At 66.7% G+C, this 18,674-nt stretch carries 16 protein-coding genes and 1 tRNA gene; 7 read left to right on the top strand and 10 right to left on the bottom strand.

Going from position 1 to position 18,674, the window contains the following annotated elements; genetic code table 11:
• Window positions 1–1,860: 1,860 nt before the first annotated feature.
• Both AO398_RS01915 and AO398_RS01910 read right to left on the bottom strand, forming a co-directional pair.
• Window positions 1,861–1,936, bottom strand: a tRNA-Lys gene (locus AO398_RS01915).
• A gap of 103 nt (window positions 1,937–2,039) precedes the next feature.
• Complete coding sequence (locus tag AO398_RS01910; protein WP_058190309.1) at window positions 2,040–3,608, bottom strand: 2-isopropylmalate synthase; 1,569 nt, start codon at window positions 3,606–3,608, stop codon at window positions 2,040–2,042.
• 409 nt (window positions 3,609–4,017) lie between these two features.
• On the opposite strand from AO398_RS01910, the gene leuB reads away from it, so the two are divergent.
• From leuB to ubiB, 3 genes are all read left to right on the top strand, one after another.
• Window positions 4,018–5,127 carry a 3-isopropylmalate dehydrogenase gene (gene leuB, locus AO398_RS01905; RefSeq protein ID WP_058190308.1) on the top strand — a complete coding sequence of 370 codons (1,110 nt, stop codon included), beginning with the start codon at window positions 4,018–4,020 and terminating at the stop codon, window positions 5,125–5,127.
• A gap of 87 nt (window positions 5,128–5,214) precedes the next feature.
• Window positions 5,215–5,997, top strand: a complete 783-nt coding sequence (gene ubiE, locus AO398_RS01900) for a bifunctional demethylmenaquinone methyltransferase/2-methoxy-6-polyprenyl-1,4-benzoquinol methylase UbiE (RefSeq protein WP_058190307.1) — start codon at window positions 5,215–5,217, stop codon at window positions 5,995–5,997.
• Between the two features lie 67 nt (window positions 5,998–6,064).
• The gene (ubiB, locus tag AO398_RS01895; protein ID WP_058190306.1) at window positions 6,065–7,627 is read left to right on the top strand and encodes a 2-polyprenylphenol 6-hydroxylase; all 1,563 of its coding nucleotides are present in this window, start codon (window positions 6,065–6,067) and stop codon (window positions 7,625–7,627) included.
• A gap of 29 nt (window positions 7,628–7,656) precedes the next feature.
• Here ubiB and AO398_RS01890 read toward each other — a convergent pair whose 3' ends face one another.
• Both AO398_RS01890 and zapE read right to left on the bottom strand, forming a co-directional pair.
• Window positions 7,657–10,536, bottom strand: a complete 2,880-nt coding sequence (locus tag AO398_RS01890) for a response regulator (RefSeq protein ID WP_244498635.1) — start codon at window positions 10,534–10,536, stop codon at window positions 7,657–7,659.
• 74 nt (window positions 10,537–10,610) lie between these two features.
• Complete coding sequence (zapE, locus tag AO398_RS01885; RefSeq protein ID WP_058190586.1) at window positions 10,611–11,843, bottom strand: cell division protein ZapE; 1,233 nt, start codon at window positions 11,841–11,843, stop codon at window positions 10,611–10,613.
• Window positions 11,844–12,208: 365 nt separating this feature from the next.
• On the opposite strand from zapE, the gene AO398_RS01880 reads away from it, so the two are divergent.
• Window positions 12,209–12,733, top strand: a complete 525-nt coding sequence (locus tag AO398_RS01880; protein ID WP_244498634.1) for a GNAT family N-acetyltransferase — start codon at window positions 12,209–12,211, stop codon at window positions 12,731–12,733.
• A gap of 10 nt (window positions 12,734–12,743) precedes the next feature.
• On the opposite strand, the gene AO398_RS01875 is transcribed toward AO398_RS01880, so the two are convergent.
• Window positions 12,744–13,505, bottom strand: coding sequence for a ComF family protein (locus AO398_RS01875; RefSeq protein ID WP_058190304.1), 762 nt, complete (start codon window positions 13,503–13,505; stop codon window positions 12,744–12,746).
• A 19-nt stretch (window positions 13,506–13,524) separates the two neighbouring features.
• Complete coding sequence (locus tag AO398_RS01870; protein WP_058190303.1) at window positions 13,525–13,770, bottom strand: hypothetical protein; 246 nt, start codon at window positions 13,768–13,770, stop codon at window positions 13,525–13,527.
• 179 nt (window positions 13,771–13,949) lie between these two features.
• Between AO398_RS01870 and AO398_RS01865 the strand changes: the two genes are divergently transcribed.
• Entirely contained in the window at window positions 13,950–14,840 is an 891-nt protein-coding gene (locus AO398_RS01865) for a methyltransferase domain-containing protein (RefSeq protein WP_058190585.1), read from the top strand.
• The gene (locus tag AO398_RS01860; RefSeq protein WP_058190302.1) at window positions 14,837–15,205 is read left to right on the top strand and encodes a DUF427 domain-containing protein; all 369 of its coding nucleotides are present in this window, start codon (window positions 14,837–14,839) and stop codon (window positions 15,203–15,205) included. The genes AO398_RS01865 and AO398_RS01860 overlap by 4 nt, the downstream gene beginning before the upstream one ends.
• Before the next feature lie 136 nt (window positions 15,206–15,341).
• Here AO398_RS01860 and AO398_RS01855 read toward each other — a convergent pair whose 3' ends face one another.
• Window positions 15,342–16,868: a DUF6880 family protein gene (locus tag AO398_RS01855; protein WP_244498633.1), complete on the bottom strand. Its 1,527-nt coding sequence runs from the start codon at window positions 16,866–16,868 to the stop codon at window positions 15,342–15,344.
• 16 nt (window positions 16,869–16,884) lie between these two features.
• A complete protein-coding gene (locus AO398_RS01850) occupies window positions 16,885–17,124 on the bottom strand; it encodes a DUF2188 domain-containing protein (protein ID WP_007559814.1) in 240 nt (79 codons plus the stop codon).
• Window positions 17,125–17,229: 105 nt separating this feature from the next.
• Here AO398_RS01850 and AO398_RS29210 point away from each other — a divergent pair, with 105 nt between their 5' ends.
• The gene (locus AO398_RS29210; RefSeq protein WP_058190301.1) at window positions 17,230–17,487 is read left to right on the top strand and encodes a hypothetical protein; all 258 of its coding nucleotides are present in this window, start codon (window positions 17,230–17,232) and stop codon (window positions 17,485–17,487) included.
• A 12-nt stretch (window positions 17,488–17,499) separates the two neighbouring features.
• Here the strand turns inward: AO398_RS29210 and fabI are convergent, their stop codons facing one another.
• Both fabI and AO398_RS29660 read right to left on the bottom strand, forming a co-directional pair.
• Complete coding sequence (fabI, locus tag AO398_RS01840) at window positions 17,500–18,330, bottom strand: enoyl-ACP reductase FabI (protein ID WP_058190300.1); 831 nt, start codon at window positions 18,328–18,330, stop codon at window positions 17,500–17,502.
• A 192-nt stretch (window positions 18,331–18,522) separates the two neighbouring features.
• Window positions 18,523–18,645 (bottom strand): hypothetical protein, encoded by a 123-nt coding sequence (locus AO398_RS29660; protein ID WP_279596884.1) that lies wholly within the window; start codon window positions 18,643–18,645, stop codon window positions 18,523–18,525.
• Window positions 18,646–18,674: the final 29 nt, after the last annotated feature.

Genomic DNA, 18,674 nt, shown 5'->3' with positions numbered 1-18,674 from the left:
TCCGGAGTGCTCGGTTGCGTACGGCATCTGGGAGCGCGGCAACCAACTCTTCGATCGCGATGGGCAGTACCAGACCACAGGTTTCGCAAGCCATGGGGCCGATCAAACGCCGTTGGCGTAGATTGCAAACGTTGTGGCATCGACAGCACTTGCGTTCATACAATTCGGGGGTCGACGATTTTTTGCGAAGGCGTTCGTTGCCCGAAAGGATGAGCGGGCCCCATCCCCAATGCAGATCACGACCGCGTAGAGGATAGCTTGACGGCATCGGCAACCCTCTCAGCGCCGTTGATGACCGAGTTTATGCCTGCGACTATCGCCTGCACCCAGGACGCAGAGTACATTTCTGTTCGAAGCGACGGAGCACCGGATGCTTCGACGGCTCGATCGCGGACATCAGAGGAAATGAGACGGAAGGGCGAGGCCCATGGCCTGCACATAAGTGCCGGCGAGGATCGCGACGGCGGTGATCGTCGCAGTGGCGGCCATGATTAAGCGGGTCGCGAAGGTCATTTTTAGACTCCATCAGGTCCGCGACTGTGTTCGCGGCGTGGCCCTGATGTATGCCCAAGTTTCTAAAATGGGCGTGTTCTGGCACACCTAAGAATCGCAGGCGGTTTCTCGCCTTGGGCTCGACGTCTGTAGTGAGACACGCTCGCAGCGGATCCGAACCTCCGGCTGACGGTGGGTATTGCCACCGTCACCGCAAGGGGGCAGACGTTCAGCATCTGCCGCGGAGTGCGGTGCAGCAAAGCGTAATGCACGCCACACGGTGATGTTCGAAAGCCGAGGCGCCGGACGCCCGCTTCCCAGCGTGCCCGTTGACGGCAGACGACTGCACCCCAGGAGACCGACAACGGGTCCTGAGTCTTGAAAAGCGCGACTGTTAACCGAGGTCGATCGCGTGCCACCGCTTTCGCTGACGCTTCAACCGCGACGGCGCGTCCAATCAATCCGCGATCGGTGGCCCCGTGTCGTCTGGCGCTTCCTGCGGCGAGGGCCGAGGCTTTCGCGCTGGCTTTACAGGTTGCACCGGCCGGGCCTGCGCCGGCGCTTGGGTGGCGGGTCGATGCGGTGGCCGTGGAGGCCGCTCGATCTGAACCTTTTTTGATGGGGCTGTCGCAGCCGGTGGAGATGCAGCGGCACCGGCGTTGGCCGGCGGAGGCGCGGCGGTAGCCTTGTTGGACTGCGGCGATCGTGTTGGCTGTTGCAGCCCCACAGCGGCGGGAAGCTCCGATCGTCCCGGAATGGCCGGCAGCGACGCGGCTGCAGGGGTCGCACCGGTCCCGGCGCTCTGCGGGACGACCTCACAACGCTGGCTGCAATTGCTGACGACCGCCTCGACGGATTTGCCGTCCATGGTCGCGGTAACAATGCAGCGAGCTGGATGATAGACGAGCTCGTATTGGAACCTGCCCTTATCGTCCGACTCGGTACGGAACTTGTCTTCCAGCACCACGGGCATGTGTGGACGCTCCGTCGTCCCGACGATGTAGAGCCGGCCCGTGGCGATCGCCGCGAGGGTGATCTCCGGGCCAGCCCAGGCTGACCCACTCATTGCCAGGGCGCCGACCCCTGCCGCGGCAACAATCGAGGCGAAACGAACCAACCGACACATCTCCGAGTTCAGCCGTCTTAGATCGACGGCTAGACCATCTTCAGGCGGAGATAGTTCCGAAATCTAGATTGCACAGCCAGGCGATATTGCCCTTCGCCCTATCGCACAAGTTTTGATTTTGATGTGCACCGACATGAGCGCGGTCCGATCCAGCGGTGCCGACCGCTGCAGCCGCCTGTCCGACCGATCATAACCGCGGCTGCGGTCCGTCATTTCGGTTATCGGAGATCTTCAGAAATTCTTGGTGGGCGCACTAGGGTTCGAACCTAGGACCCGCTGATTAAGAGTCAGCTGCTCTACCAACTGAGCTATGCGCCCGATCGCATCTGCGATCCGCCCCGGTGGCCACCAAGTCCGTCCGGGGTGGCGGGCTGATACCAACGCATCCGGGGGCTGTCCACCCCCGAACGCAGGTTTTTTGCTATTCCGCCGCCGCGTGCTGTGCATGAACCCGCACCGCGTGGGCTGCGAGCTTGTTCAGGGCCGAGAGATACGCCTTGGCCGAGGCCACCAGCGTGTCCGGGTCGGCGCCGCGGGCGGTGACGCTGCGCTCGCCGTCGCGCAGGCGTACCGAGACCTCGGCCTGGGCGTCCGTGCCGCCGGAGACGGCCTGGACCTGGTACAGCTCCAGCTCGGCCTTGTGCGGCACCAGTGCGGTGATGGCGTTGAACACCGCGTCCACCGGCCCGTTGCCGTCCGCCTCCTCGATCCGCGTGCCGGTCTCGTCGGCGATGCGCAGGGTCGCGCGCTGCGGCCCCCGTGTGCCGGCGATGACCGAGAGCGACACCAGCCGGATGCGGTCGTGCGCCGTGGCGAGGTTCTCGTCGACCAACGCCTCGATATCCTCGTCGTAGACATGCTTCTTGCGGTCGGCCAAGGCCTTGAATCGCTCGAACGCGTCCTGGAACTGATTGTCAGACAGGTGCAAGCCGAGGTCGTCGAGCTTGGAGCGGAAGGCCGCCCGGCCGGAATGCTTGCCCATCACCAGGGAGGTCTTGGTCAGCCCGACCGAGGCCGGGGTCATGATCTCGTAGGTCTCGGCGTTCTTGAGCATGCCGTCCTGGTGGATGCCGCTCTCGTGCGCGAAGGCGTTGCGGCCGACGATCGCCTTGTTGAACTGCACCGGGAAGTTGGTGGCGTGGCTCACCAACTTCGAGGCGCGGGTCAGCATGGTCGATTCGATGCCGGTCTCGTAGGGCAGTACATCCGCGCGGGTGCGCAGCGCCATGACGATCTCTTCGAGCGCCGCGTTGCCGGCCCGCTCGCCGATGCCGTTGATCGTGCACTCGACCTGCCGGGCGCCGCCCTCGATGCCAGCGAGCGAGTTGGCGATCGCGAGGCCGAGATCGTTGTGGCAGTGGACGGAAAAGACTGCCTGGTCGGCGTTCGGCACCCGCTCGCGCACCGACGCGAACATGTCACGGTACTCGGCGGGTGTGGCGTAGCCCACCGTGTCGGGCAGATTGATCGTGGTGGCGCCGGCCTTGATCGCCGCCTCGACGCAGCGGCACAGGTAGTCGATCGGCGTGCGGGTCGCGTCCATGGCCGACCATTCCACGTCCTCGACGAGGTCGCGGGCCTGGGCCACGGTCTTCAGGATGATCTCGAGGACCTCGTCCTGGGTCTTGCGCATCTGGTGCGCGAGGTGGATCGGCGAGGTCGACACGAAGGTGTGGATCCGCCCGCGCTGGGCGTGCCGCACGGCCTCGCCGGCCCGGGCGATGTCGGCGGGGATCGCGCGGGCGAGACCCGCGATGGTGGCGCGCTTGGTGCGCCGGGCGATCTCCGACACGGCCTCGAAGTCACCGATCGACGCGATCGGGAAGCCGGCCTCGATGATGTCGACGCCCATCGTGTCGAGGAGCTCGGCGACCGCCAGCTTCTCGTCGTGGGTCATGGTGGCGCCGGGGCATTGCTCGCCGTCGCGCAAGGTCGTGTCGAAGATGACGATGCGTTCGCGGGCGGTGGTGCTGCTGGTGGTCGTGGTCATGGCGTTACCCTGTCGCGGGCCGCCCGGCGGAAGGCTCGGGGCGGCGGGGAGCCCAAAAGGGGCGAGGTTCGCGAGTTCATAAAATCCCCTGAAGGCCCAGGCGCGCGCGCCCGGACGGCCCTCAGGGGCGGGTAAGCAGAAGCGGAAGACGAAGCCCGGCGAGGCGCGCACGCGACCGCGGCGCCGGCGGAGCGGCGTGGGCGGTCTCGGTCGCTGAGCCGGCTCTGGCCAAGGCTCGTCTCTCCCGGGTGAAGCGCGGACGGCGTGATGCGGCACCCGCACGGTGGGCGGCAGAGGTAGCGCCCGCGTCGCGGAAACACAAGGGCGGTCTAGCGCCGCCGCCTTGCCAAGCGCGGCCCGCCCTCGATAAAGCCCGCCGGCACGTCGAGAGAGAACCCGCGAGACCGTCATGGCCAGCTACAAGCTCCTGCTCCTGCCCGGCGACGGGATCGGCCCGGAGGTCGCGGGCGGCATGCAGGTCGTGCTCGACGCCCTGAAGGAGACCGGGCTCGCGACCTTCGAGACCGAGACCGATCTCGTCGGCGGCTGCGCCCTCGATGCGCATGGCAGCCCGCTCTCGGACGAGACCCTGGCGCGTGCCCGCGCCGCGGACGCGATCCTGCTCGGCGCGGTGGGCGGCCCGAAATGGGCCGGCGTCGCCTACGAGAACCGCCCGGAGGCCGGCCTGCTGCGCCTGCGCAAGGATCTCGAGCTGTTCGCCAATTTGCGGCCGGCGATTTGCTACCCGGCGCTGGCCGACGCGTCCGCGCTCAAGCGCGAGCTGGTCGAGGGCCTCGACATCATGATCGTCCGGGAGCTGACCGGCGGCGTCTATTTCGGCGAACCCAAGGAGATCACCACCCTGCCGGACGGCTCCAAGCGGGCGGTGGACACGCAGGTCTACACCACCGGCGAGATCGAGCGGATCGCACGTGTCGCCTTCGATCTGGCGGCCAAGCGCTCCGGCCGCGTGGCCTCGGCCGAGAAGCACAACGTGATGAAGTCCGGCGTCCTGTGGAAGGAAGTCGTCACCAAGGTCCACGCAGAGCACTACGCCAACATTGAGCTGGAGCACGTGCTGGCCGACAATTGCGCCATGCAGCTGGTGCGCCGGCCCAAACAGTTCGACGTGCTGGTGACCGACAACCTGTTCGGCGACGTGCTGTCCGACCTCGCCGCGATGCTGACCGGCTCGCTCGGCATGCTCCCCTCGGCCTCGCTGGGCGCGGTGGATGACAGCGGCGTGCGCCGGGCGCTCTACGAGCCGTGCCACGGCTCGGCCCCGGACATCGCCGGCCAGGATAAGGCGAACCCGATCGCGATGATCGGCTCGCTCACCATGTGCCTGCGCTACTCGTTCGGCCTCGGCGAAGCCGCCGATGCGTTGGACGGCGCGATCATGGACGCGCTCACGAGCGGCGCCCGCACCGCCGACATCGCCGGTGAGGGCACGAACCCGTTGGGCACCCGCGCCATGGCGAACGCTGTGGCTGACGCCCTGCGCGCCCGCGTCGGCTGAGGATCCATCACCGCCCGCGTGATAGGACGCATGGCGGATGGGCGCAGCCTTCGCTATGACGCGCGGACTTGAAGGATCGGGAGCGCTATGAAGGCCGGGGACGGGGCGACGGAGCGCGAAAGCGCGGATTTCGGCTTCGAGCGCGTGTCGCTTGATGAGAAGCAGGGGCGCGTCGACAGCGTCTTCCACTCGGTCGCCCGCCGCTACGACGTCATGAACGACCTGATGTCGGCGGGCCTGCACCGGGCCTGGAAGGCGCAGCTCGTCTCCATGCTACGCCCGCCTAAGGGACGTCCCTTCGCGCATCTCGACGTGGCCGGCGGCACCGGCGACGTGGCGTTCCGGGTGCTCGCCGCGGGCGGACCGAAGACGCGGGTCACCGTGCTCGACATCAACGAATCGATGCTGCGCGTCGGTGCCGAACGGGCAAAGGACAAGGTCGAGGATGCAGGCGATAGGATCGCCTTCGTGACCGGCAACGCCGAGAGCCTGCCGTTGCCGGACGCCGCCTTCGACGCCTACACGATCGCCTTCGGCATCCGGAACGTGCCGCGGATCGAGACCGCGCTTGCCGAGGCGCGCCGGGTGCTCAAGCCCGGTGGCCGGTTCCTGTGCCTGGAGTTCTCCGCGGTCGACATCCCGCTGCTCGACAGGATCTACGACGCCTATTCCTTCCACGTCATTCCAAGGATCGGCGCCCGGGTAGCCGGGGATGCCGAATCCTACCGCTACCTCGTCGAATCGATCCGGAAATTCCCGACCCGGGGCGCATTCAGCGGCATGATCGAGCGCGCCGGCTTCCGCCACGTCACCGACCGGCCGCTGTCCGGCGGGATCGTGGCGATCCATTCTGGCTGGAAGGTCTCCTGATCTTGGTCAGTGCGCGCGATCTCCCTCCCTCTCCCGCGGTGGAGGTGGGGAAAGCCTGGGTGCGTTCATGATCAGCGCCGCGATCAACCTGTTCCGCGGCGCCCAGGTCGGCTTCGTCCTGGCCCGTGAAGGAGCCCTCGCCCTTGTCGATCCGTCAGAGCTACCGGCTCATCTTCGCTTCGCCCTGAAGCTTGGGCGGACCCTGGAGCGGCGGGAGCTCGGTGACGGGGCCGCAGGGCTGTCAGCCGCTCTGACGCGCCTCGGCCCATCTTACGTGAAGTTTGGCCAGTTCCTGGCGACCCGGCCCGACATTGTCGGCATGCGGGCGGCTTCCGATCTCGAGCGTCTGCAGGACCGGGTGCCGCCCTTCCCGCAGGAGATCGCGCTTAAGGTGGTCGAAGCGGCGCTTGGAAAGCCCGTTCACACGCTGTTCGTCTCGTTCAGCGAACCGATCGCCGCCGCCTCGATCGCACAGGTCCACAAAGCCGTGGTGCAGGATGCGGACGGTACCCAGCGGGCCCTGGCCGTGAAGGTTATGCGCCCCGGCGTGCGTGAGCGCTTCATGCGCGATCTCGAAGTCATGCGTTTCATGGCCCGGGTGGTGCATGCTCTTTCGCCACAGGCTGAGCGGCTGCGCCCGCGCGAAGTTGTCGAGATCCTCGCCCGCTCCGTCCTGATGGAGATGGATTTCCGCCTGGAGGCGGCTGCCGCGTCGGAAATTGCCGAGAACACCAAGGACGACCTGGATTTTCGGGTGCCGAAACCCGAATGGGAGCTGACCGCCCGTGAGGTGCTATCGGCTGAATGGATCGAGGGCGTGCGTCTCCACAGCGCCGCCGATCTGGCAGCCGCGGGCCACGATCCTCAGGCGATCGGGCGCACGGTGATCCAGAGCTTCCTGCGGCAAGCCATCCGCGACGGCTTCTTCCACGCTGACATGCACCAGGGAAACCTCCTGGTCGATGCCGAGGGCCGACTGGTGGCGGTCGATTTCGGCATCATGGGCCGGCTCGGCTTGAACGAGCGCCGATTCCTCGCCGAGATCCTGCTTGGCTTCATCCTGCGCGACTACCGCCGGGTTGCGAAGGTACATTTGGAGGCGGGCTACGTGCCGGCGCACCATTCGGTGGCGGATTTCGCGCAAGCGATCCGTGCGATCGGGGAACCGATCCATCAGCGGCGCGCCGACGAGATCTCGATGGCCAAGGTGCTGACCCTCCTGTTCGACATCACGGCTCTGTTCGACATGAGCACACGCACCGAGCTGGTGATGCTGCAGAAGACCATGGTGGTGGTCGAAGGCGTGGCCCGCTCGTTGGACCCGCGTCTCGACATGTGGACCACCGCCGAGCCGGTGGTGCGCAGCTGGATCACCAAGAACGCCGGTCCGCTCGGGCGCGCCCAGAGCGGCTTCGAGGCGTTGCGTGTGGTCTCCGACTTGGTCGGCGACATCCCCGACCTCGCGACCCGGCTCAAACGCGTGGTGATCCGGCTCGACGAGGCCGGCACCGGCGACGCGCGACGCCTGGAGCACTTTACCCGCAGTGAAGGCCGTCGCGCACTCTGGTCGACCCTCGCTTTGTGGGGCATCGCCATCGGGGCGCTTGTGATCGCGTTCCGCGGCATCTGATCGCCGGGGCGGACTGAGACTACACTCGCTTAGTCCGCCGGGGCATATCCCGGCATCAACGCCCGTAATTCGCGGGCAAGCTCACTCAATCCGGTCGTCCCCTTCGCGAGCACCCTGTCGGCTTGGCCGGCGAGGCGGCGGCGATCCTCGGCGGTGATGTCCTTGGCGGTGAGCACCACCACGGGAATGTCCCGCCAGTCCGGCCGGGTGCGCAACGCCCGCAGGAAGCCGAATCCATCCATCTCCGGCATCATCAGGTCGAGCAGCACCAGGCAAGGCTTTTCCGCCTCCACGGTCTCCAGCGCCCGCAGGCCGTTCTCGGCCTCGACCACGGGAAACCCCTCCCGACCGAGATAGGCGCAGAGATGAGCGCGCACGTCCGTCTCATCCTCGACCACGAGGATCGGCCCCTCCGATGAGACCGGACGGAACCGGTCGATGACGTGGCGTAGGCTGCCCCAGTCGATCGGTTTCTGAAGATAGTCGGTGGCACCCAGCGAGAACGCAAGATTCTGCTCGTCCAGCACGGTCACCATCACGATCGGCGTGGCACCGATCTCGGGATCCGCCCGCAGGGCGCGCAGCACCGCCCAGCCGTCCATTTGCGGCATCGTCACATCGAGAAGCACCGCCCGGGGGCGCAGGGCTTTCGCCAGTTCCAACCCGCGACGCCCGTCCTCGGCCACCGCCACAGAAAATCCCTCCCGTTCCAAGAAACGCGCGAGGAGATCTCGGGTCGCGGCATCGTCGTCGACCACCAGGATCGTCCGGCGATCGCCTGGGCTGTCACCGCTGTGAGCCGCTTGCTCAGCCTCCGCGCCGTAGAATTGCACCGGCAGCGTCAGCGTGAAGGTCGTGCCGGCCCCCTCCCGGCTCTCGACGGCAATCGACCCGCCGAGCATCTCTGAGAAGGCCCGCGTGATCGACAGGCCGAGCCCCGTGCCGCCGAAGCGGCGAGTCGTCGAGGCGTCGGCTTGTGTGAAGCGTTCAAACAGTCGGCCGACCTGCTCGGCGTTCATGCCGATGCCAGTATCCGTGACCGTGAAGCGCAGCGTCTCTACGGTTCGATTGACACCCAGCGTGATTCGACCGTTCTCAGTAAATTTCGCGGCGTTGCTGAGCAGGTTGATCAGGCACTGACGCAGCTTGGTCACGTCGGTATGGGCGTGGCCCACATTCTCCGCCAGCTCCAGGGCCAGGACGTTACCTTTCTTGGCGATCAGGCCCTCGACGGTGGCAGCGACGTCGCGGACCACCTCGGCGACATCGAAATCCTCCGCGTAGATCTCGACCCGGTCCGCCTCGATCTTGGAGATATCGAGCACGTCGTTGATCAAACCGAGGAGGTGGCGGGCGTTGGATTCGATCTTCTTCATGTCGGCGATCAGGTCAGCTTCGCCGAGATCCTCCAGCTCCTCTTGAACCATCTCGGAATAGCCGATGACTGCCGAGAGCGGCGTCCGCAATTCGTGGCTCATATTGGCTAGGAACTGGCTCTTGGCCTCGTTGGCGGCCTCAGCCGCTGCGCGGGCCGCCTCAATCGCAGCTTCCGCTTCCTTGCGCTCGGTGATGTCGGTGTGGGTGCCGACCCATTCGCGCAAGGTCCCGTCGGCTTCGAGGATGGGAACCGCGCGCACACTCATGTGGCGGTAGGCACCGGAGCGGGCGCGCAACCGGTGCTCCGTGGCGTAGGGTGTGAGGGTCGAGACCGCCCGGGACCAGTCGACCTGGGTATGCGCTCGGTCGTCCGGGTGGATCGCATCGAGGAAGCCGAGACCGGCATAGGTGGCCTCGTCCTGACCGGTGAAGCGGGTCCATGCGGTCTGGCGACGGTGCAGACCGCCCTCCGGGTTAGCCGTCCACACGATCGCCGCGCTGGCCTCGATCAGCGAGCGGAACCGCTCCTCGCTGCGCTTGGTCCGCATCTCTGCGAGATGGCGGATCGTATCATCGACGACGACCAGACCGACGCCCTCGACATCCTGGCCGCTGTCTGGCGACGTGCTTTCCCCGCGTAAAGGATAGAAACTCATCGAAAACTGGCGCACCCCGCCCGGTGCGGAGGGCGTCGGAACCGCCACCGGCACATTCGGTGAGACCAGGCCCTCTTCCAGCGCCGATGCGAGCTTGGGCGCGAGCTCCTCGCGCAAGGTCGGCAGCATCGCCCAGATCGGGGCGCCAAGATCGGCCCCGAAGCCGCGCTCGCTCATGGTGGCCAGCGCTCGGTTCATGTGTCGGATCTTCAGATCTCGGTCGAGGAAACCAAGGCCCACAGGCGCGTTGGCCAGCACGCCGTCGAGCAGACGTGACATGCGCAGGGATTCCTGGCGCCGCACCAGGGCAAGGCGGGCGAGAAGCACGATCGCCGCGAGCGCCGCCATCCCCGACAGCAGGAACAAAATCAGCCCGCGCCAGCGCTCCCGGGTCTGGACATCGGCAAGGTGCTGCACCGTGATCGCCTGACGGGCGGACGCCTCCATTCGGATAGCATCCATAAGCTGCTTGCCCTCGCCGGTGCGGACGAGATCGGTGGCCGCGTCGAAGCCTCGGTCCCGTCGCGCGGCCACCACTCGAGTGGCGAAGTCGCGCTTCTGCGCCACCAGACCAGCGAGCGATGAACCGCCTGTGCGAACCGGCTCCTGCGCAGTCGCGCCAAGGCCGGCAAGCTCAGTTTCGATTTTCCCCAGAGCGAGCGTGTAGGGCGTTAGGTAATCCTCGCTGCCGACCAGCACGAAGCCGCGCTCCCCGGTCTCCAGATCCTTGACCTCGGAGAGCAGGCGCTCGACCCCTGCGATGGTAGCGTTGGCACGAGCGGTAGCAGACCGGTCAGCCTCGCCGGCGATATAATTGGCTGTGCCTGCTGCCAGTGCCACAACCAGCAGGATGAAGGCGGCTGGTGAGCCGAGCAACGGCCCCAACGGTCCAGCGCCACGCCAATTGGGGCGCCGCAGCCGGAAAATCGAGCCAACCCCCGAACGACCGCTCACGTCTCCACCAGCCCGGTGCTGGCACCAGAAGCCTCGGAATCCGCCCGTCCATGCGGCAGGGCGAGGTATTCCCGCGAGCGCATCTCGATGAGCCGGGAAACGGTCCGGTCGAACTCGAACGCTTCACGGCCGGAACCTGCGGTGTAGAGATCCTGCGCGTCGGCAGCCGCGGAGGCCACAAGCTTCACGTGCCGATCGTAGAGCGTATCCACCAGGGTGATGAAACGTTTGGCCTCGTTGCGTTCGGCCTCCCCAAGCACCGGGATCCCATCGAGGATCACCGTATGGAACGTCTGCGCCAGGGCCATGTAATCCGAAGCCCCGAGCGGTTTGCGGCAGAGATCGTCGAAGCTGAATCGCGCGACGCCGTTCGCCTCCTCGGGTATGTCCACGTTCCGGCCGTGGACCTGGATTGTGGCCGGGCGCCCCTTCTCCCTGCCGGTCAATCCTTTGAAGGCAGCGTCCAGGGCCATGCGCGCAGCCGCATCAGCCGGGATGTGATAGACAGCCGCGCCGGCGAGCTTCTCCAAGCGAAAATCGGTCCGCGAATCGAGCCGTACCACGTTCACCTGCTCCTTCAACGTCGCGATGAAGGGCAGGAACAGTGCCCGGTTGAGGCCGCCCTCGTAGAGCCGGTCTGGCTCGACGTTGGACGTCGCCACCACGGTAACGCCGCGTCGGAACAGGTGTCCGAATAGGCGTCCGAGGATCATCGCGTCGGCGATATCGGTTACGGTGAACTCGTCGAAGCACAGCAGGGTCGCCTCGTCGGCAAGTTGGTTTGCCACCGGGCCGATCGGGTCATCACCCTTCACGGTTCCCGCTTTCAGAGCCTGTCGGTAGGCGTGGATGCGCTCATGCGCGTCCGCCAAAAATCCGTGGAAGTGGACCCGCCGCTTGGGAGCCGGCGCGGCGTCGTGGAACAGGTCCATCAACATGGTCTTCCCACGCCCAACCGAGCCCCAGATGTAGAGACCTTTGGGCGACTCGGGTTCGTCCTTGCGCCGGAACAGCCAACCGAGCGCACTGGTCTTGTTAGCGCGCTTGCGCCGTCCGAGGTCCTGCAGCAGCCGATCGAGGGCACGTACCATCTGCGCCTGGGCGGGATCGCGCTCAATCGCACCGGTGGCGACAAGGGCTTCGTAGCGTTCATGGACAGGGCCGGGCGACACGGCGCTGGCCCGCGCCTCCGCCGAAGGCCCAAGTTGCTTCCCGGATTGCTCAATCACGCCGCCGGTCCCCTGCAACTCGCCTCAGCACCGGATCGGCACCCCCGCGCCCGGTCAACCGTTCCCAACCAGGGCCGCCTTCCTGTGCCGTGCAAGCTTCACGCGAATCAAGTCCGGCCCGGGACACGGGATGCCGAACCGTTCCATCCGATATGCGCATGGCAGCATGTTCCTGCATGGGCTCAGTCATTTTGCTGCATTGCACAACCGCCATGCCGATGCGAGATCATCCTCGTATTCTGGGAGGAACGTCCGGACCAATCGGCGCATCAATGCGCCCAGACCGGAGACTCATCATGGCTGTTCGACACTTGGTGGTGTCGGCCCACACAGTCCGGCGCCTATGGCCGGCTGACCGCAATGCGGTGCTCGACTATTTCCTCCGCCTCGATCCGGAAGCACGTGCGAATCGCTTCATGGGCAATGTGAGCGAAGACGGCGTGCGGGCCTATGCCACGCAGGCGGTAACGGCGGAAGGCGTGATGTACGGCGCCTTCGTGGACGGCCAACTACGCGGGCTCGCCGAATTGCGCCCCTTGGGAACCGGTACCCCGCCCTACATCCTGGGTCGGAGTGCTGAGGCCGCCTTCGCAGTCGAGCGCGGCTTTCGGCGGCAGGGTATCGGGGCGGCTCTGTTCGCGCGGATCGCGCGCGCTGCGCGTCATCGCGGTGTGGTCGATCTCCATGTACGCTGCCTCTCCGGAAACGGCCCGATGCTGCGACTGGCGACCAAACATGGGGCGGCGCTCCAGCGTGCCGGAACCGAGACCGAAGGTGCGCTCCAACTCGCCCGGCCCACACCGTTCTCGCTTTGGTACGAGAGCATCGCGGAAGCGTTCGACTTCACTCTGGCGGTCAGCTTTCCCAACAGGGAGCGGCTCACGGCCTGAAGGGTAAGTCTCAACCAGTCGCGTCGCCGACCAGTGCGAAGGTCAACAAGTCCACCGACGCCGCACCACCCCTCAGGAGGGCGCGTGAAGCAGCGTTGCCTGTGGCACCTGTGGTCATGACGTCGTCGATCAACAGGACCCGCCGACCCTGGATGCAGTGTGCTCGCGCGGCTGAGACCCGAAACGCTCCACTCAGGTTCTGCGCGCGGGCAGCGCGACTGAGGCCGACTTGTGAGCGGGTTGCCCGGATCCGGATCAGCACTGACGGTTCGAATGGCAGCCCGGCGCCTTTGGCGATCACCCGACCTAGCAAGGCAGCCTGATTGAAGCGACGACGCCACAGACGCCAGCGATGCAGCGGCACCGGGACGACGCAGTCGGCGTCGGCGATCAAAGCCCGACCGCTCCCCGTCATCATCCGGCCCATCACGCCGGCTAGGTCGACACGATCTTCGTACTTCAACCGATGGACGAGGCTGCGGGCAACATCATTGTAGAGGGCAACCGCCCGGGCGCGCGCGAAAACCGGCGGCTCGGCGATGGCCCGGGGCGAGAGCAACGGCCCAACGCCGAGATCGACTGCGAACGGTGTCCCAAAACGCTGGCACAGCGGCTCTTCAATCAAGTGAAGGCCCGTCCAGCAGGAGGGGCATAAAGTGCCGGGATCCGCGGTGGCACAGCCGCAACCGGAGCAAGTCGGCGGATAAATCAAAGACAATGCCCCGCGCGGCAACCCGCGCAGGGCCGATGTGACGGCTTCGAGCGCCGTCATACGATCAAAGGCTCTCGCTTCAACGTGCCGAGATCGGTCGCGCGCCCTGTGGGCCGGCCTGCTGATCCATTTCACGGGCCCTGGCGTTCGCCCGGTGCCGGCCTATGGCGCAGCCGGCGGCGGCGCCGACGAGGCCGTGATGCCCAGCGTAATGTCCAGCGATACCGCCGACGATCGCACCCTTGATGCAGCCCTTGGCCTCCGCGCCGCTCGCGGCGGTGAGGGCGGCGAGGGCCATTGCAGCCCCGACGAGCATGCGCTTCATGACCTACACTCCTTGATCAATCTCGGCCTTTCAGCCGGTCGCAGCAGGAACGGCGACGATGCCGACTCGTTCCGGAAGGTTAGCGCACCTCGCGAGTCTGTGCTCGCGCGATCCGGCCATAAACGGCCATACGGGTCGAGTGCTGGCGGGACGGCCCCGAAAGCGCCATGTGCAGGACCATGGATACCCCAGCCGCCCTGTTCGACACCGCTCTCGCTCGCCATCGCCTCGCCCGAGCTGAACGGAATGGCTATGCCGGGTTTCTTCTGGATCGAGTGGTCGAGGATCTGGATGATCGCTTGGCTGCAGTTCTACGTAGCTTCGGAACGGTGCTTGATCATGCAACTCCCGGCGACGGCGCAGCGCAGGCGCTTCAGGCTCGATACCCAGAGGCTACGCATTTCCGCCTCTCGGCATTGCCCGAACCGGGTAGGAACCGGATCGTCGGAGACCCGGAGTTCCTGCCATTGGCGACTGGAAGCTTGGATCTCGCCGTCTCGCTCCTTGCACTTCACGCAGTCAACGACCTGCCAGGAACACTGATACAGCTGCGTCGGGCGCTTCGGCCGGACGGCCTGTTCCTTGGCTGCCTGCTCGGCGGCGCTACGCTGACCGAACTACGGCAGAGCTTCGCGCAAGCCGAGAGCGAGATCGAGGGCGGTGTCAGCCCCCGTGTGGCTCCCTTCGCCGCCGTGCGTGAGGCTGGGGCGCTCCTGCAGCGCGCAGGCTTCGCACTGCCGGTGGCCGATACCGACACTCTGACGGTGCGCTACGCCGACCCGTTCGGGCTGATGCGCGACCTGCGCGCCATGGGCATGACCAACGTACTCACCGAGCGCCGTCGCACGCCCCTGCGGCGAGCGACCCTGGTGCGAACTGCGGAAGTCTATGCCGAACGCTTCTCAGACCCCGACGGGCGGATACGAGCAACCTTCGAGGTACTGTGGTTGTCGGGCTGGGTGCCGCACAAGAGCCAGCAGAAGCCTCTGAGGCCCGGAACCGCCAAATCGCGCCTTGCTGACGCCCTCGGGACCATCGAATTGAAGCCCGAGCTTGGGAGAACGCCATGAAGATGCCGGGTCCGGACCATCCGATCACCGTCACACCGGAGCGGCACCATATCAGGGTGCTCGTGGCCGGCGTGGCCGTCGCCGACACGCGCCACGCCGTGCGGCTGGAGGAGGCCCACTACCCAGCAGTCTTCTACATTCCCCGCAGCGACATCAGCATCCAGTATTTCGTGCCTTCCGCCCGAACGAGCCATTGCCCGTATAAGGGCGATGCCCGGTACTTCGATCTCGTCGTTGAAGGCGCGCGGCGCGCCGATGCGGTGTGGAGCTACGAGGCGCCGTTCCCGGCCGTGGTGGCGATCAAGGACCACGTGGCGTTCTATCCCGACCGGGTCGATGCGATCGAAATTTTAGAGGCCTCCTAGGAGACGGCTTGGCAGTGATCGTCAAGGCTGTGCCGCGGCATGGCCACGCCGCGCCAGAAAGTTTGGCACCACTGGTAGGTGGCTTCGCTGCACGTGTGGTGGCGAGATGGCTACGGCGCGATCCGAAGACGATTGTTCAATCTTTTAGCGCTCCCCAAAACGCGTGCTTGCGGCCGTGGTCCCGCCGCAGCCCCTCTCGATAGGCTTCCGGTGGCGGGTCGATTGCGGCCGGCTCCAAGCGGTCGGCGAGATCGTCGAGTTCCGATAGGTAGCGGGCGCCATGTGGGTAGGCGGCGCTGCGGCCAGCTTCGAGGATACCGTCGAGCAGGCGGCGATACAGGATCGTGGCGGCAAGGGGATAGTCCGGGGCCAAGGCACCAGCGGCGGGCGCCACTACGGCGTAGTTCTCGCCCTTCCAGACCGTGCGCTTCTCGATGACCAGCCTGGCAGCCCGGGTGAGATCCGGCCAACCCACGAGAAAGGCGAGCGCCCAGTGGGGATTGGGGAAAGACTCCGCGTGAGTCAGCGCTTTCTGAAGCGCCTCTTCGTCTTCGAAATCGGGGAGCTTGGCGAGGTAGGCGCGTAGCATCGGGGCATCGAGATCGCGCTCGAACAGCATCCAGCGGAGGGCCTGCGCCTCGACGCCCCGGCCTAGCGCGTCGAGGATCTCGATCTCCAGCGTTTGCCGCTCACGCTCGGACGCGCGGGAGTCGAAGCCCGCGATCAGGTCGGCACGCGTGACAATGCGGAGGCCCGGCTCCTCCGCGCGTCGAATCCAGTCGAGAGCCTCCGTGGCCCGCCCGGCTGCGAGCAGGCGCTGCGCGATCGCGCGGGTATCCTCTCGGCCCGACGAGATCTCGTGCTCCAGCGCGATGAAGGCGTCGGCGTCGTTGTTCCGGTCGGCGATGACTTGGCGGAGGCGCAGGATCTGACCGCGCGCCGAAACGCGGCGGTAGGCGGCATCGCTCCGTGGAGCGCCGGCGTTCGCCATGGCGGCAGCCGTCTCCGCCAGCGACGTATCGATCTCCAAAAGCGCGTCCGGACCGAGCGTCGGGACCATATCGCCCAGGAGGATGCCGAGGGGACCGAACGGGTCGGCCGTGAAGGGGGCGACGAGGCCGCAGGCGACCCGCGCAGCCTCGATCGGGGGCAGGACGTTCGCGATGTCAACGAAGGCGTCGCTGGCGCGCTGGTAGACGCCTTGCACAGCGCCGGTGCTGTCATCGACGCGGTTCAACACCGCGTCAGCCCCCTGCAGGAATCGCCGGAGGCGTTCGAGAGCGGCGCCGGCATCGAGGGGGCGCAGCTCGTTGAGGATGACGGTCACGGTGGCGTCGAGGTCGGCCGCGAAGGCGCGGCGCTTCTGCCAGTCGATGTAACCCTGGGCGGCTTCGAGGGCCGTCAGGCGGCGGTCGACCATTGCCGCCACGGCGTCCGGACCCTGCAAGGCGGCGAGCGCCGCGGTGACGAGTTTCTTAAACGTTGGGTTGCGGGCGGTCTCTCCGAGGATCAGCCCGATGAGCCGGTCCGGTCCCAGCGCCGCCAGGGTTTCCGGCGACGGGGTGGTGCGGCGCGCACCTTTGGGACGCGCCGGCTTGGGGATGGGCTCCGCTTTTGGGCGGGTCTTGATACGCGCCTGGGTTGCGGCCTTCGCTGGAGCCACGGCAGCGCTGCTCCTGTCAGTCCACAACCTTGGCGCGGGGGCGATCGCTACCCTGGGCGGTCTCGTCGTGCCAGCTGCCGGCCTGATCCTGATAGCGGATGCCTTCTGTGGAGCCGGGAACCTGCTGCTCGGCAGCCGCAGCCTGGGCGGCCTGCAGCGCCTCTTCGCGGCTCGGGAAGGTCTCGGAGAACACGTCGCCCACCTTGTAGGCGAAGCCGCCATCGTGCTCGACGATGCGATAGGTAACCTCGGACATCACGACTCCTGTACGCACGCGGTTGTGTTGAGCGCGAACCCGTCGCGCGCCGCGGGGTTCCCGACCGGCCTCCGATCCGCCGGAAAGTCACGCTACGGGCGCCGCATGACGACGTTTCTTCGACCGATCCTGGCCCTCGGCCTCCTGCTCGCTTCGCAGAATGTCCACGCCGAGGAGGGTTTTTTCGAGTCTCTCTTCGGCGGCTCTTCGCGGGCTGCGCCGGCCAATCCGTTCGCTTCGAATTATCCCTCCGCCCCGCCCGCCCCCGACGAGGTCCGGGCCGAGCGTCAGCGCCCGTCGGTCCGCGGCGAGCGCCAGCGGAGCCGGGGGCCTGTGCCCCCGGGCCGGATCCCGGAAGAATAGCCGGCTCAGGCTTCAGGCATCGCCGACGACGCCGGCCTCGTCCTGAGCCTGAAGCACGTCCGGGCGCGGCATCGAGATGATGTTGAAACCGGCATCGACGAAATGGACCTCGCCGGTGACGCCGCCGGAGAGCGGCGACAGCAGGTAGAGGGCCGAGCCGCCGACATCGTCGAGGCTGACGGTGCGGCGCAGCGGAGCGTGGGCGCGCTGGTGGTTGAACATCAGGCGGGCATCGGCGATGCCGGCGCCGGCCAGCGTCCGCATCGGGCCGGCCGAAAGCGCGTTGACCCGGATGCCGTCCGGGCCGAGATCGCTCGCGAGGTAGCGGACCGAGGCCTCCAGCGCCGCCTTGGCCACGCCCATCACGTTGTAGTTCGGCATCACCCGGGTCGAGCCACCGTAGGTGAGGGTCAGCAGGGAGCCGCCGGTCTTCATCCGCTTGGCGGCGCGCTGGGCGATCTCGGTGAAGGAGAAGCACGAGATCGTCAGGGTCCGCGCGAAGTTCTCGCGGGTTGTGACGTCGACGTAGCGGCCCTTGAGCTGCGCCTTGTCGGAGAAGCCGATGGCGTGGACCACGAAGTCGAGGCCGTCGTCGAAGCGCTCGTCCAGGGCCGCGAAGGTGGCGTCCACCGAGGCGACGTCTTCCACGTCGCAGGGCAGCACGATGTCGGAATCGAGCCGCGCCGCCAGAGGCGCGACCCGGCGCCCCAGAGCCTCGCCCTGATACGTGAAGGCGAGCCGCGCGCCGTGGGCGTGGAGGGTCCGGGCGATGCCCCAGGCGATCGAGTGATCGTTGGCGACGCCCATGATCAGGCCGCGCTTGCCCGCCATCAAACCTGTCATGCCGACTCACATTCCGTACGAGCACGCCGCCCCCGGAGGCGGGGACGCGCCGCGATGCGGTTCAACAACCTGTCCGCGACGAAGGTGCCTTAGCGCGGCTTGCCCTGCGCTCCAAACCGGATGGCCCATCGCAGGGGCCAAAAAAAAGCCCCGCCGGAGGGCGGGGCATCGATCTCGGCGTGCAGGGAGGGTCTAGAAGTACCCGTCCGTATGGGAGCGGGCTTCCTCGATCAGCGCCTGCTTCGCGTAGATCGCGGCGCAGCCCGCGATCATCAGGCCGCTCAGAGCTCCGATCAGGAACGTACCCATCGTCACCACCTCATCCAACGGAGCGTAAACGCCGC

Origin of the sequence: Methylobacterium sp. GXS13 (assembly GCF_001455965.1) — a bacterium.
Taxonomy (GTDB): Bacteria; Pseudomonadota; Alphaproteobacteria; order Rhizobiales; family Beijerinckiaceae; genus Methylobacterium.
The sequence above is the reverse complement of the archived record's forward strand: the minus strand, read 5'-3'. Positions and strand labels throughout refer to the sequence as shown.

What these genes read in the sequence shown, in the direction of transcription:
- ubiB (WP_058190306.1), top strand. Translation starts at nt 6,065, where the DNA reads ATGATCAGCGCCGCGATCAACCTGTTCCGCGGCGCCCAGGTCGGCTTC.
- fabI (WP_058190300.1), bottom strand. Translation starts at nt 18,330, where the DNA reads ATGACAGGTTTGATGGCGGGCAAGCGCGGCCTGATCATGGGCGTCGCC.
- AO398_RS01860 (WP_058190302.1), top strand. Translation starts at nt 14,837, where the DNA reads ATGAAGATGCCGGGTCCGGACCATCCGATCACCGTCACACCGGAGCGG.
- AO398_RS01865 (WP_058190585.1), top strand. Translation starts at nt 13,950, where the DNA reads ATGGATACCCCAGCCGCCCTGTTCGACACCGCTCTCGCTCGCCATCGC.
- AO398_RS29210 (WP_058190301.1), top strand. Translation starts at nt 17,230, where the DNA reads ATGACGACGTTTCTTCGACCGATCCTGGCCCTCGGCCTCCTGCTCGCT.
- AO398_RS01850 (WP_007559814.1), bottom strand. Translation starts at nt 17,124, where the DNA reads ATGTCCGAGGTTACCTATCGCATCGTCGAGCACGATGGCGGCTTCGCC.
- AO398_RS01875 (WP_058190304.1), bottom strand. Translation starts at nt 13,505, where the DNA reads ATGACGGCGCTCGAAGCCGTCACATCGGCCCTGCGCGGGTTGCCGCGC.
- AO398_RS01910 (WP_058190309.1), bottom strand. Translation starts at nt 3,608, where the DNA reads ATGACCACGACCACCAGCAGCACCACCGCCCGCGAACGCATCGTCATC.
- leuB (WP_058190308.1), top strand. Translation starts at nt 4,018, where the DNA reads ATGGCCAGCTACAAGCTCCTGCTCCTGCCCGGCGACGGGATCGGCCCG.
- AO398_RS01870 (WP_058190303.1), bottom strand. Translation starts at nt 13,770, where the DNA reads ATGAAGCGCATGCTCGTCGGGGCTGCAATGGCCCTCGCCGCCCTCACC.
- ubiE (WP_058190307.1), top strand. Translation starts at nt 5,215, where the DNA reads ATGAAGGCCGGGGACGGGGCGACGGAGCGCGAAAGCGCGGATTTCGGC.